The sequence below is a fragment of the Nitrospiria bacterium genome (assembly GCA_036397255.1).
Taxonomy (GTDB): domain Bacteria; phylum Nitrospirota; class Nitrospiria; order DASWJH01; family DASWJH01; genus DASWJH01.
Genome location: DASWJH010000055.1, coordinates 1 through 12,900 on the forward strand (window position 1 = coordinate 1; position 12,900 = coordinate 12,900).

Annotated in this window: 12 protein-coding genes; 10 read left to right on the forward strand and 2 right to left on the reverse strand. The window is 42.8% G+C overall.

Going from position 1 to position 12,900, the window contains the following annotated elements; genetic code table 11:
- Positions 1-276 precede the first annotated feature (276 nt).
- The 10 genes from VGB26_07455 to VGB26_07500 all read left to right on the forward strand — a co-directional run bounded on the left by VGB26_07455 (position 277) and on the right by VGB26_07500 (position 9,398).
- On the forward strand, positions 277-642 hold the full coding sequence (locus VGB26_07455; GenBank protein HEX9757624.1) for a cupredoxin domain-containing protein: 366 nt from the start codon (positions 277-279) through the stop codon (positions 640-642).
- A complete protein-coding gene (locus VGB26_07460; GenBank protein HEX9757625.1) occupies positions 629-1,228 on the forward strand; it encodes a c(7)-type cytochrome triheme domain-containing protein in 600 nt (199 codons plus the stop codon). Before VGB26_07455 ends, VGB26_07460 begins: the two co-directional genes overlap by 14 nt.
- 150 nt (positions 1,229-1,378) lie before the next feature.
- Entirely contained in the window at positions 1,379-2,761 is a 1,383-nt protein-coding gene (locus VGB26_07465; GenBank protein HEX9757626.1) for a tetratricopeptide repeat protein, read from the forward strand.
- Complete coding sequence (locus tag VGB26_07470) at positions 2,758-5,625, forward strand: tetratricopeptide repeat protein (protein ID HEX9757627.1); 2,868 nt, start codon at positions 2,758-2,760, stop codon at positions 5,623-5,625. Before VGB26_07465 ends, VGB26_07470 begins: the two co-directional genes overlap by 4 nt.
- A gap of 22 nt (positions 5,626-5,647) precedes the next feature.
- Positions 5,648-6,259, forward strand: a complete 612-nt coding sequence (locus VGB26_07475; protein HEX9757628.1) for a tetratricopeptide repeat protein — start codon at positions 5,648-5,650, stop codon at positions 6,257-6,259.
- Positions 6,240-6,686, forward strand: a complete 447-nt coding sequence (locus tag VGB26_07480; GenBank protein HEX9757629.1) for a hypothetical protein — start codon at positions 6,240-6,242, stop codon at positions 6,684-6,686. Before VGB26_07475 ends, VGB26_07480 begins: the two co-directional genes overlap by 20 nt.
- A complete protein-coding gene (locus tag VGB26_07485; GenBank protein ID HEX9757630.1) occupies positions 6,687-7,340 on the forward strand; it encodes a MotA/TolQ/ExbB proton channel family protein in 654 nt (217 codons plus the stop codon).
- A gap of 40 nt (positions 7,341-7,380) precedes the next feature.
- Entirely contained in the window at positions 7,381-7,842 is a 462-nt protein-coding gene (locus tag VGB26_07490) for a biopolymer transporter ExbD (GenBank protein HEX9757631.1), read from the forward strand.
- Positions 7,843-7,929: 87 nt separating this feature from the next.
- Complete coding sequence (locus VGB26_07495; protein ID HEX9757632.1) at positions 7,930-8,409, forward strand: biopolymer transporter ExbD; 480 nt, start codon at positions 7,930-7,932, stop codon at positions 8,407-8,409.
- 179 nt (positions 8,410-8,588) lie between these two features.
- The gene (locus tag VGB26_07500; GenBank protein HEX9757633.1) at positions 8,589-9,398 is read left to right on the forward strand and encodes an AgmX/PglI C-terminal domain-containing protein; all 810 of its coding nucleotides are present in this window, start codon (positions 8,589-8,591) and stop codon (positions 9,396-9,398) included.
- 75 nt (positions 9,399-9,473) lie between these two features.
- Here the strand turns inward: VGB26_07500 and VGB26_07505 are convergent, their stop codons facing one another.
- Positions 9,474-12,242 (reverse strand): FAD-binding and (Fe-S)-binding domain-containing protein, encoded by a 2,769-nt coding sequence (locus VGB26_07505; protein ID HEX9757634.1) that lies wholly within the window; start codon positions 12,240-12,242, stop codon positions 9,474-9,476.
- A gap of 98 nt (positions 12,243-12,340) precedes the next feature.
- The gene (locus VGB26_07510) at positions 12,341-12,868 is read right to left on the reverse strand and encodes a TIGR02266 family protein (protein ID HEX9757635.1); all 528 of its coding nucleotides are present in this window, start codon (positions 12,866-12,868) and stop codon (positions 12,341-12,343) included.
- Positions 12,869-12,900 lie beyond the last annotated feature (32 nt).

Here is a 12,900-nt window from a genome sequence, read left to right on the forward strand (position 1 = left end):
TGCACCCTTGGAAGTTCCTTCACACTCATCTTCAGCATGTCCTCTCTGGCCATTCTGCCCTCCTTCCATGTCAGGGCATTCTATCAGCCAATAGGACATTTCTATTTTGGGCAAATAGGACATTATCATTTTGGGATTACATTGATAGGAAATGAGCACTTAAGGGTAAAAAAGGGAAGAAAATGTTTTATCCTGAATGGTTTTACTTTGATGAGGTTCGGGGTTTGTTGACAATAGGCGAAGTTTCTCGATATAATTTAAGTTCATGAGGAAAAAATGAGGGAGAAATTTAAGAATTTTCATCTGTTTTTGTTTTTCATTTTCTTCATCCTATCTCCGGCCTCAGTTTGGAGTGAAAAGGAAAAGATCCATGAAATCCTTGTTTTAAAAGATACATACCGATTCTCCCCTGAAGTGGTCCATATTTCCATCGGGGATACTATAAAATGGGTGAATCATGATATTCGAATGCATCAATTTGCGAGCGTTCCGGGTTCGGGTCCCACTGGTGAATTAGAGTTTATTTGCGATGAAGTTGAACCGGACAATACGTGCCAGCACACGTTTACTACCTCTGGGGAATTTCCCTACTTTTGTTTTATTCATAAACAAATGTTGGGGCTTGTGATTGTCGGGAATTAACCTCAACATGGGTTGGTCTAACCTGCTTGCCTTTTTTATCATTTTTGGATTCACCCTATTTGGTTGCGCGGAAAAAAATGTTGTAAAACAAGAAACCATTCGAATGATTCAGTCCTCCTCGATGATTGAGGAGAGTTCCACCATTGATATACTTCCCACTCCCAAAGAAGACATTTCCCCGGAAAAAGCAATCGAAGAAATTTTGTCCGCTAAGGAAAAACATCCTTTGGCCTTTTATTTCTTACCGAAGACGCAAGGGGGAGAGGTCGATTGGGTTACTGCCCTAACCGATGGATTTATCAAGCCCCGGGAATCTATAGACCTTTCCCGAAAAAATCTCCCATCTATGGATTTTAATGTGGTCTTCAAAGTTAAGGGAGACCTTCCGGATGTAGTGTATCCCCACTTTCCCCACACCCTGTGGTTGGATTGCAAGAATTGTCACCCAAGTATTTTTGTGATGCAAGCGGGAATCAATCCGGTAACAATGACCAATATTGAAGAGGGGGAGTTTTGTGGCCGATGTCACGGAAAGGTGGCTTTTCCGCTTTCGGAGTGCAACCGTTGCCATACCCTCCCTAAATAGAAACCACCCTTCATGGGGTCTTCCACGCGTGTTAGAAAATTCATTCCAAAAAGTCCCTTTTCTTTTTTCAACATGGAAAATAAAAATTATCTGAACCTATTAATTTCTTTCCTAATTTTTCTTTCTCTTTTTTTTAATTTAGAGATTTCCATGGGATTTTCCCCTTCCGGAACGGGAAAGCCTCTGGTGGGGTTTTCATCTCAGGATGAAAAAATTATTTTTCAATCCATTCAAATGGCAGGTGTTGCAGTGGAAAAGAAAAACCTAGAAACCCCTTTTCCTCCACCCGAAGAATGGTACCGGAGGGGGGGAGGGGATTTCGATGGTGGGTTTTATTCAAATGCAGCCGTGAAGGCGTGGGTGGCCATCATGAAGGGAAAGAAAAATTCGACCATTGGGAAAAGCGAAATCTTATTAGCAAGGGCTTTGTTATTTTTAGGGCTTTATTCACAGGTGATTCAAAGGTTGGAGGGCATTTCTTTGGGGCCTTCCCAAGTATTAGAGTCCAGTAGGAAGGGGCTTTTGGCCGAGGCCTTTTATAAAAAAGGGGAGTATTCTCGAGCCATCTCCGTTTTTCAAAAAGGGTCTGGGGTTTCAGTTTATCCAGTGGCATCCGATGAATGGATGTACCTTCTTGGGATGTCCTATTTTCACAAGGGGGATTATCTGAAGGCCATTGAAACCTTGAAGAGAATTGATCCTAAAAATGATCGTTATCCTTTTGCCCTTTATTCGATTGCTTTAGCCTACCGGAAATCGGGAAATTTTTCCTCTGCGGTATCATGGATTCGCCGGATAGGAGAGATCTCCCCGACACCGTATATGAAGGGACTCTACTTTCAGGATTGGAGTCATTTAATTTTAGGTGAACTTTTATTGGAAACCGACCCTCAAGGGGCACGGGTTTCCTTCGAGGCCATCCCTGAGAATAGTCCCTTTTTTAAGAGAACGCTCTATGGATTAGCCTGGTCTTATTTTAAGAGCCAAGAGTATGTCAAATCGATTGTTTTATTTCGCCAGCTTTCCGAACGGTTTCCCGATTCTTTTGAAGCCTTGGAGGGGTTGGTTACCATTGGATATTGTTATGCCAATTTAAGTGCCTATGAAAAAGCGGTTTCTCATTATCGGACCTTATTGGATAAGATTACACTGGCGATTCAAAAAATAGAGGTGGACTTAGAATGGTTGGGTGAGAATGAAAAGGATATCATTCTTGGAAAAGTTTTATTAAAAATGGATGGAGGGTTACTCCCAATGGATTCCCTGTTTGATTATTCCATTGTTGAAAGGCAACGTATCATAAAAGAATTAGGGGATTTGAGAAAACTCATGTCCTCTCCCGAAGGAAAATTTGAGGGTGAAAAGAAGGGACCCCTTCATCGCATTGAAGATTCGTTGAAAAGAGATTGGGTCCACACCTACCGGGAGGACCTTATTCAAAGAAAAAGAGCATTAGAAGAGCTTCTGGTCAGATCTAGCCTGGGAATCGCAAGAAATCTTTCACCGCGAGATTTAGGGGTTAAAAGGCAATGAAATTTAAGCACATCATTTTTTTTCTTGGTTTTTCCTGCCTAAATCTTATTTCCTGTGGGGGGAAAGATACGGCTCGTTTTGTAGATTCTGCCCGCTTGGAATCAGAGGTGAAGGATATTTTAATCAATCAGGGTTTAAGTAGAAGGCAGGCTCTTCTGGCCATTCGGGATTATGAAGATTTTTTATCTGCTTATTTTAAGACCAAAAGTGATTTGAAAGCGGAGGCGATGCACCGATTAGGGGACCTCCTCATGGAGGTAACCCTGAAGGCCAATCGAGAGGCCCGCTTGATTTATGAGGATCGTTCAAACCGTTACCGAGAAGGCCAATTGAAGCAGAAACCCCTTTCTCCTCGTTTTGATTTTTCCAAACCCATTGCCTTATATGAAAGGGTTTTGACGCTTTATCCTTCAAGGCCGGCCAATGACCGGGTTCTTTACCAGCTGGCCCGTGGGTATTTAGAGGAGGGAAAAACACATTCCGGCCTTCAAACGTTGCATCTATTAATGACCCGTTATCCAAGCAGTTCCTATTTTTTGGAAGCGGCTTTTCGGGTGGGAGACTTGAGGTTTGAACTGGGTCTTTTTCAGGAGGCCAACCAGGCTTATCAAGTCATTGTAGAAAAAGGACCCAGTCCTTTTTACCAGAAAGGGCTTTATAAAATAGGTTGGTCTTATTTTAAACTTCAGGATTATAATCGCGCCATTCAAACATTGGGAATTTTTTTAGATGAAAAACGGGTTGGAGAAAATAAGGATAAAAAAATGGAATCGGAAAGACCACTCGACCGGTTGAACGATTTAGATTGGGAAATGATTCAAGAAGTGGTCCGGGTCATGGCGGTTTCCTTCGACTATTTAGGAGGGGGACCTGCTTTAGTTCAATATTTTAAGGGGATTGGGAACCGGGAATACGAAGAGATGATTTATCGGGGGTTAGGGGATTTTTATTTAGCAGGAGGAAATCCTCAAAAAGCCATATCAGTTTATTCCCTTTTTCTTAAACAATACCCTTTTCATCCTCACGCCCCTTCCCTGCAGTGGTCCCTGATTCAGGCCTATGATCAAGAACAAAAAATCGGTCGGGCCACAGAAGCCAGAATTCAATTTGTCCAGCTTTTTGGACCGGAAAGTCAATGGGTCCAAAGAAATGCAAACCAGAGACAAGGTCTCTATGAAAGTCGGATGAAAGACACCACTTACCGCCTGGCGCTCTTTTTTCACTCGGAGGCCCAACGGGTAAAACAAAAGGGTCCTCTTATGAAGGCGGTTCATTGGTATCAGTCTTTTCTTTCCCATTATCCAGGATCCAAAGAAGCACTGGAGGTTCACTTTCTTTTTGCTGAAAGTTTGTTTGAATTGGGAAGGTTTTTAGAAGCTGCGAAGGCCTATGAGGTTGTAGCGTATGAATATCCACACCATTCAAAAAGCGAAGAAGCCGCCTATGCGGCTTTGGTTGCTTATGAGCAGTGGCAAACGGTTGTGCTGAAGGAGGAATCAACAGAGGCTGAAAAGATTCTCCTTCAGAATTCCAAAAAATTTTTAGAGAGGTTTCTCAATCATTCCAAAACCCCTGAGGTTCTATTAAAAGTGATCAATTTGGAATATCAAAGAGGAGATCTTTCTGAAGCACGAAAGTTTACCCGCCTTTTCTTAGATCATTCCGATGCGGAGGATCCAATGAAAACCCAGGCTTACCAAATGTTAGGAGCCGGCTATTTTCAGGAAGGACAATATATGTCCGCAGCGGAGGCTTATGGATCGGCTTTTCGACTTTTACAACCTGAACATCCAAAAAGGAAAGAGTTTCAAGACTTAATGGCTTTATCTCTTTATCAAGAAGCCGAACGGTTAAAAGCCGAGGGAAATGTTGAGGAGGCCTCGGAGTTGTTTTTGAGAATTTCGGAGGAGATTCCAGGAGCCAAAACAGCGGAAGCCTCTCTTTATGAGGGGTCTTTATTATTATTACAGCAAGGTAAAAAAAAGAAAGCGAGTGCCAATTTAGAGAAATTGATCGAATCTCCTTCCCCCTATCAAAACCAGGCGAAGCGTAAACTGGCAGTTCTCTATGAGAAAATGAATAGACCGGTTGATGCGGCTAAACTCTATGATCAATTTTGGAAAGCAGAGCAAGAGGCAGGAAAAAAGACAGATATCCTTTTTTATACTGCCGGCCTGTATGAAAAGGGGGGTAAATGGAAGGTTGCAGCGGATCGATTCCAGAAAGCTGCTGCCCAATTCCCAGTGGACAGTAAGGGGAAAATTGAATCGATTTTTCGTTCGGCACAAAATCTTTTTCGAGAGGGAGACTTGCAAGGCTCCCAAAAACTTTATTCATCCGTTATTTTCCTGTACCAAGGTTCTCATTCGACCCTTGATTCCGTTTCCCCTTTTGTGGCTCAGTCCTATCTGATTTTAGGACGGGGAAGGCATGAAGATTTTTTAAAGGTACAATTAAAACACCCGTTGGAGGAGAATCTTAAATTGAAGGAGAATTTGAGGGTAGACGTTTTGGAGCAATATGAAAAAGCCGCTGAATTTAAAATTAAAGAGATTGTTACGGAGGTTTCATACCGAAAAGGAAAGCTTTTTGAAGATTATGGTCTTTCCATTGCCCAGTCTGAGCGCCCTTCTGATTTAAAACCAGGGGAATTACAGGAATATAATTTGCTGCTTGAAAAAGAATCCCAACAATGGAAGGAAAAGGCAGTATCCGCTTATGAAAGGAATGTCCATCGAGCCCAGACCGTTGGCCTTTATGACCTCTGGGTTAAGAAAAGTTTTGAGCGGTTGGGCATTCTTAACCCGCAACGCTATCAAAAAAAGGAATTTGAAGAAAGTGTTTTTCGAGAAACCGGGTTTTAAATTCAAGTGGAGAACTTGTGGTTTGAAGTGTTTTCTCTTTGTAATGGTCGGAGTGTTTTTAATTCCAATGGGTTGTTCTTGGTCCCGAAAAAGCGAGTCTACCATACAGCAAGACCGCCAGTTTATTGAAGAATCCTCAGAACCTCTGGGGTATTTTAAGGAGGGGATACAACTGATGGATAAAGGGAAAAAAGATGGAGCCATTCTTGCTTTTCAAAAAGCGCTGAAGATCAACCCTGATATTGCGGTGATCCATAATAATGTGGCCGTTCTGTTTAAGCAAAAGGAGATGTTTGAAAAAGCCCAGGAACATTATCAAAAAGCCATTGGGTTAGACCCAGATAATGCAGAGGTTCATAATAACCTTGGAATTCTTTATCGGGAAATGGGGAAATTTCAGGATTCGGAGAAAGAATATTTGGAGGCCATTCGGGTGAGCGGCAACTTCGCGCCGGCCTATTTCAATTTAGGGATCCTTTATGATTTATATTTAAATCAACCCGAAGATGCCATTCTGTATTATATTCACTATTTAAAGCGGGGCGGAAAACACCGTTCCAGAATTGAGGGTTGGATCCTAGAGTTAGAACAACGTCTCGATTGGGAGAATAACAATGGAAAAGAGCAGGATTGAATTTCAAAAGATGGGAGTGATTGCAAAGCGTATCAAGAATGTTTTTGATTTTTCTTCTTTTTTTCCTCGGAATGGATTGATATTATTTGAGGTTATGGGGTGCCTGGTGGTGTGTTCAACAATATCTTTTGCAGCTCAGGTTGGGCTAGAACCAGAAACCGGATCACGGGATGAGCCCCTCTTTTTGTTTCAAACTGAAATTATTGGAAATGTGATGAATCCCAGTGTTCCCTACCAGATTCCCTGGCGAAGCCCGGAATCTATCGAGCAAGAGGACATTTGGATCACCCGGAGGGGTATCAACAATTTATTTATTCCTTTGGAACCCGAAAGATTTGAACACGCATTGGGTTTTAAAAACAAAGGAGGTTTTCCCCCTTCCCTTGATGGAGGGTTCAATCCACCTCCGGTGAACGAGGTAGAATAAATGGAAATTCTTCATTTTCTTGTAAGTGGTTTTAAAGCGGGTGGTATCTTTATGTATGGCATTCTTTTTGTGTTAGCCATTGGAACGGCTATTGCTTTGGAGCGAGGGCTAACTCTATTCATACGGGGGCGCTTGGAAGCAAGAGCAGTTTGGAAAAAGTTGAAGGAATTAATTGAAGAGGATCAACTCCAGGAGGCTTTACACTTATGCCAAAATATAAAAGCCCCTTTGGGAAGGGTGTGGACCTCCGGACTCCAAGAGGCTCTAAACTCGGAGGCATCGGAGCGAAAAATCGAAGGCTCAATGGAAGAGACCTTGTTGGAGGTCCTTCCACTTCTAGAGAAAAGGGTGCATTATTTGTATTCTCTATCGAATGTGTCAACCCTCCTCGGTTTGCTGGGAACGGTTGTTGGATTGATTCGGTCCTTCAGTGCCATTTCTCTTGCAGACCCGGCTCAAAAATCTGCCCTTTTGGCCAATGGTATTTCCCTGGCCCTAAATAACACCGCCTTTGGATTATTGGTTGCCATACTTTTAATGTTGACCTATTCCTTTATGCAAGCCAGGAGTGCGAAACTGGGAGATGAGTTGGATGAATTTTCAGTGCGATTGGCTCACCTGTTAACCTCTAAAAAAAAGATACCGGTGGTATAAAGTGGTAGTGGTAAAACGGCTATCCAAAAAGAAAATCAAAATGATTCCAGACGAAGGGTTGCATATTATTGGGTTGTGGAATTTAATGGTAATTCTCATTCCCTTTCTTTTGCTTTCCGCGGTGGCTTCTCAGACAACCATCCTAAATCTTTATATTCCCACTGGTTCGTCCGAGGCACCCACAGGGCCGAGTGAGCAAACCCCTTTCATTGTTTCAATCACCCTGGACGGGTTTAAGATACAGGCGGGGGAAAACTTTCTTTTCTCCCTCCCCAAGAAAAATGGACAATACGATTTGGAAGGTCTTTCATCAACGTTATATTCCCTTAAAAAAGATTTTTTGAATCAGAACCACTTGATTCTTTTAAGTGACTCTGAGGTTTCATATGACATACTGGTGAGAGTCATGGATGCCTCGCGGGAAAGGGTGGTGATTGAAAACGGTGTGATTCAATCTTTCCCTCTATTTCCGATGGTTTCCATTGGGGAGGGGAGTGAATAGGGTGGTAAAATGCAGGGGGAGAATTTTTCCTTCCTTAGCCATTTTTGGCAAAGCCAAAAGAAAAAAAAAGAGGGGTAACAAAATTTAATGTTTCGTCCCAAAAAATATCGTCACCATATTGACCCCCCTCGATTGAATTTAACCGCGATGGTGGATGTTTTCACGGTTCTGTTAATTTTTCTTTTAAAAAGTTACGCCGCGGAGGGGGGCCTTTTGGCATCCAACCCTGATCTTCACCTTCCCCAGTCAACGTCTTCCATCAAACCTGACTCAACACTAACCCTGGTGATTACTCCGGACCTTATTTTTGTTCAGGATCAACGGGTTGTGACAACTCGGGAGGTGCTTCAAAGCAGTGACCTTTTTATTCCTCAGGTGGGTAAAGCTTTAGAAGAAAATTCAAAACGTCTTGGTGTGGAAAGAAACCATGGAGGAAAAATCACCATTTTGGGGGACCGGCGGATTCCTTTTCGTTTATTAAAAAGTATCCTGTTTACGGCAAATGAAACAGGTTTTAGTGATTTATCGTTAGCGGTCCTCCATGAAGAAAGGAATAACGGAAATTGATAAAATCCATAAACCTTTGATCCAAAAAATAAAAGGGGGGGTCTGGTATTTTCTATCATGAACCCAATGAAAAAATTTTTAAAAGTAGGGAAGACAGAGAATTTCTATGGTTTTTACTCGGTTCTTTAATTTTCTATTCCCTTTTAGGGGCGTTAGCGTATTCCGTTCCTCAGCAGGAAATGGCGGTTCCGGTATTTGAACGTGTTCCTCCAAGAAATGCTCGGTTGATCCTTCAGCCTCCCAAACCTCCAGAGGTGGTTCAACCGGTTTCAAAGCCCCAATTAAGGAAGCCAGAAGGAAAAAAAGTGTCTCCCTCTCCCCCGAGGATCGAACCTCTCAAACCCTCCCAAAAGCCGAAGGTTGAGGTCCCCCCCATCATCCCCGTTAGCCCTCCAATTACCCAAGAGCAAAATAGGGAGGTCGCAAAGAAAAGCGGATTATTGAAATTATTGGCAAGAAAAAATCCGACCCAAGGGGAGCCAAAAGGGGAGGCCTTTCCTCAAGCGGAAACCCTGACCTCACTTTCCTCCTTAGCCGGAACGGAGGAGAGGATATTAAACCTAGACCGGGAAGAAAAAGAGGACGTTTCCTTTAATGTGCCTCTCAATTCTCCCCAAATAGATGATTTCTTATTGGCAGGGCGTACTGCCACCATTGTGGAAAATCCATTTGAGATCAAAGGAGATTCTTCCAGCTTAAGGCTTCGAAGCTATGATTCTATTCTCAAAGTCATCCAGAGCCATCAAAGTGGTATTGAATTCATCTATAATAAAGCACTTCAGAAAAACCCTCAATTGATGGGCCAAATTGTATTTGAGTTTAAAATTCTTTCAAATGGAACGCTTTCAAAAATTACCAATGTATCCTCTAACCTGGACCAAAAGGAGTTTGAGGTGGCCCTTTTAAAGCATATCCAGGCATGGCGTTTTGAGCCCATTCCCGAGGGTGAGGTCACGATCATTTACCCAATCAAGTTTTCCCCAGTTTAATGGAACCAGGCTTTTGAGGTTTTTAAAAGAAAAAACTTTTGGAAGAATACGGATGGGGTTAAAAAGTGTGAAAAATTATAATTGGTAAGTCTCTGCGAGGACCTGGACCACATGCTTGACAGATAGGTTTTTTCTTAAACCGTTTTTCAATTGAATCATACAGGCCGGGCAACTGGTGGTGACCACATCTGCTTCACTTTCCAAAATGCCTTTCCGTTTCCTTTTAAAAACTTTTTGAGAAAGGTCATAATCTTTGACAATAAATGTTCCCGCACCCCCCGCACAGCGGTTTGCATTTTCCATTTCAACATAGGAATACCCAGGGAGTTTTTTCAATAAATCCCGGGGTTCTTTGGTTACCCCGGCCACCCGAAGATGGCAAGAAGAGTGGTAGGTTAATTTTTTTTCACGTGGGTGGTTGGGAGAGGGAAAGGGTTTTAAACGGACATAATCATTCAAAAACTGGGTGATATGAATTACTTTTTTGGAAAGATCCCTTGCTTTTTGATTCTCTGAGGGATCAGGGAAGAGGTCGGGATAATCTTTTAACATGAGGGTACAGGAGGCACAACTGGTGATAATTCGATCGAAACGGGAAAGGGAGTCCATGTTAAAACGGGCGGAATCCAACAGGTTTTTTTTGTGCCCATAAGTTTGAATGGGTGTTCCGGAACAACGTTGTCTGGGAAGGACCGGATTGATCCCATGGTGGTCAAGAACTTTCAATAGGGCCTCTCCCACGCCATCCTGGAATAAATTGGCGGCACATCCGTGAAAATAGGCCAAGGTTTGGGTATGTCCACGCTCTTCTGTGAGATGGTTGAATTTTTCACGAAGGGTTTGCGTGGCAAATTTTGGCAAAACCATTTCCCGGGGAATCCGCGCCTTTTTATTGATGGGATACATTATTAAACGACTTATTTTTTCCAAAACCCATCGGCCCAGGAAATTGTCCCAAACCGGTTGTGTTCTTCCCGCCAATTTCATCAAGGGAATAAAAGTTTTTGGTTTAGATTGAAGAAAAGATAAAACCCCCGTGATCCAACGGGGGGACTCCTCCCTTTTTTCCAATACCAATGCGGAGACATCAATCCCTGCGGGACACACTTCCCGGCAGGATTTGCAGTTTAAGCAGGATTCCACGACCCGTTTTGATTCTTCGTAGGAATAATTGGGATCGGTTAAAATGTGGAACCATCCGCGCGCACTGTTGGATTCTTCTTGAAGGACATCATACACCGGGCAAACCGAGTTGCATTTGGCGCAGGTCGCACAGGGTTTGGAAAGGCGAAGAAAATCAATGTCCTGAGTAAAAGGAGTGTCTGTGATTTTCACTCCTGGATTGAGAATATTTTGGGGATCCAGGATCTTTTTGGTGGTTTTAAAAAGATGGTACATCTCTTCGCCATAAAGATCTTTCACAAACTCTGCCCGTACTCGTCCATCCCCGTGTTCTCCGCAAATTGATCCGTCATAACGGCTTATGACGGTTTGGTGTATTTCTTTAGAGATGGCCACCATTTTTTGGAAATCCTCCGGACGGTTGACGTTTAAGAGGGGGTTAATATGGGCGTTTCCATTTCCGATATGTCCATATATTGCAACAGGAACCTCTATTTTTTTAAAATAGCCATCTAGATAGCGGATCAAATCAGGTAACCTTTTTGCCGGAACCACAACATCATCTGCAAAATTAATCGGTTTTTTCCCCTGATCATAACGGTATAAAGTTGGATAAAGGGCTTTTCGAACTTTCCATAGGTTTTCCTGTTTTTCTTTTCCCAAAGCGATTTCCATGGGACCGCAGAGGGAATACCCTTGGCATATTTTTTTGGCTTCGTCTAATTTTATATCCATGTTCCCATGGTCGAATTCCATTAAGAGAAGTACTTGGGCCTCATTGGGAATGTCGAAATCCTTTCGTCCCACCAGGTCCATTGAATTGGAGTCCAGCATTTCCAGCGCACTGGGTTCCAAGGTGAGCAAATCATTGACTGCATTTCCAATTTGCTCCAGTTTCCGAAAGTACATTAAAGCGGTGACCACCCTTTGGGGTTTTGAGACCAGTTTTATTTTGGCTTCTGTCGTCAGGCCCAAGGTTCCCTCGCTTCCTATAAAAAGTCGGGGAAGGTCAAAAACTCCTCGTTCCAAACCCTCTGCCAAGGCAAAAAGGTTATACCCACTACTATTTTTCGAAACCTGTCTTTTTTTTCGGTTGATCAGTTCGGCGTTTTGTTGAACCAGGTCCAGGATATCCCGAAGTTCTCTGTGTTCCTGAAGCAAATCTCTGCAGGGTGAACTGTTAAGAATGTAAGGTTTGGCAGTGAGCGTTTTCCCTGAGGCAAGGGTAATTTCAAGTTCTAGAACATTGTCCTTTGTTGCGCCATATTTCAGGGAATGGGGGCCAGCCGCATTGTTCCCCATCATTCCTCCTAATTTACACATGTCTCCGCTGGAAGGATCGGGGGCAAACATGAGTCCTTTTTTTGAAAGATCTCGGTTTAACTCTGCGTAAACAATTCCCGGTTGAACCCTGGCCCATAACCCTTCCTTATTAATTTCCAGAATACGGTTTATTCGAGAAAATTCTAAAATAATCCCCGGTCCAATGGCGTTTCCGGTCAAATTTGTTCCCCCGCTTCTGGCTGTAATCGGTACGCCTGTGGCTTTGGAATATAGAATTGCTTTTTTGATGTCTGTTAAACCTTCCGCCAAAACCACTGCCAGGGGTAAAACCTTGTAAATGCCAGCATCGATTGAATAGGCGGTTAAAGCGGGTCCATCGGACAGAATTTTTTTTTGAGGAAAATACTGGGTCAGCTGATGAATTTCATTACGGAGCATATTAATGGGGAATTAAGGTTGTTTCCTGTTTAAAGGTAGAACCGCCAAGGCCCGGGTTCTACTTTGTCTGTAAACGGATTAATTTTTCTTAAGTGGCCTTATTCTTTTTGGTCGGTTCCTTCTTGGAGTCCACGTAAACTATTCAAAAGATTAATTTCAGAAATGAGAAACCTTTGGTCGTCTTTGGATACCTTTGTAAATTGAATCCCCATCCCTGGAAAATAGAGTATCCGTTCAAACTTTTTCCGAGTCCAAGCCACCACTCCCTCTGCTTGGATGGGTTTATCCTTTTTCCCAGGAAGGGACATTTCCACCGTTACAGGGGTCCCTGGGTGGAAGGGGGTACGGGTTTCAATAAAAAGTCCTCCACCTCCAATGGTGTCCGTGATGCTCTCATACCATTTACCCTCGGGATTGGTGTACCGGATTCTCAAAGAGAGAGGGGTTCGTGGTGCTCTTCTTTTATTTATGGAAATGGCTCCAGTTAAATAATCTAAAATTTCCTGGAGGGTCAGGTTTCCAATTTTATTATCCTTGGGGCCAAATAAAATAAGCGTTTCATTTTTTTTATCGATTTCTACATGGCAGTTTTTATATTTTTCTGTCTTTAAAATCGGAATTCTCATTCAGATCTTCCTTATGTGATTTAAAAAAAGGT

Bases quoted from the DNA above. Each gene is read 5' to 3' on its own strand.
- VGB26_07455 (HEX9757624.1), top strand. From the start codon at position 277: ATGAGGGAGAAATTTAAGAATTTTCATCTGTTTTTGTTTTTCATTTTC.
- VGB26_07465 (HEX9757626.1), top strand. From the start codon at position 1,379: ATGGGATTTTCCCCTTCCGGAACGGGAAAGCCTCTGGTGGGGTTTTCA.
- VGB26_07470 (HEX9757627.1), top strand. From the start codon at position 2,758: ATGAAATTTAAGCACATCATTTTTTTTCTTGGTTTTTCCTGCCTAAAT.
- VGB26_07480 (HEX9757629.1), top strand. From the start codon at position 6,240: ATGGAAAAGAGCAGGATTGAATTTCAAAAGATGGGAGTGATTGCAAAG.
- VGB26_07485 (HEX9757630.1), top strand. From the start codon at position 6,687: ATGGAAATTCTTCATTTTCTTGTAAGTGGTTTTAAAGCGGGTGGTATC.
- VGB26_07490 (HEX9757631.1), top strand. From the start codon at position 7,381: ATGATTCCAGACGAAGGGTTGCATATTATTGGGTTGTGGAATTTAATG.
- VGB26_07495 (HEX9757632.1), top strand. From the start codon at position 7,930: ATGTTTCGTCCCAAAAAATATCGTCACCATATTGACCCCCCTCGATTG.
- VGB26_07500 (HEX9757633.1), top strand. From the start codon at position 8,589: ATGGCGGTTCCGGTATTTGAACGTGTTCCTCCAAGAAATGCTCGGTTG.
- VGB26_07505 (HEX9757634.1), bottom strand. From the start codon at position 12,242: ATGCTCCGTAATGAAATTCATCAGCTGACCCAGTATTTTCCTCAAAAA.
- VGB26_07510 (HEX9757635.1), bottom strand. From the start codon at position 12,868: ATGAGAATTCCGATTTTAAAGACAGAAAAATATAAAAACTGCCATGTA.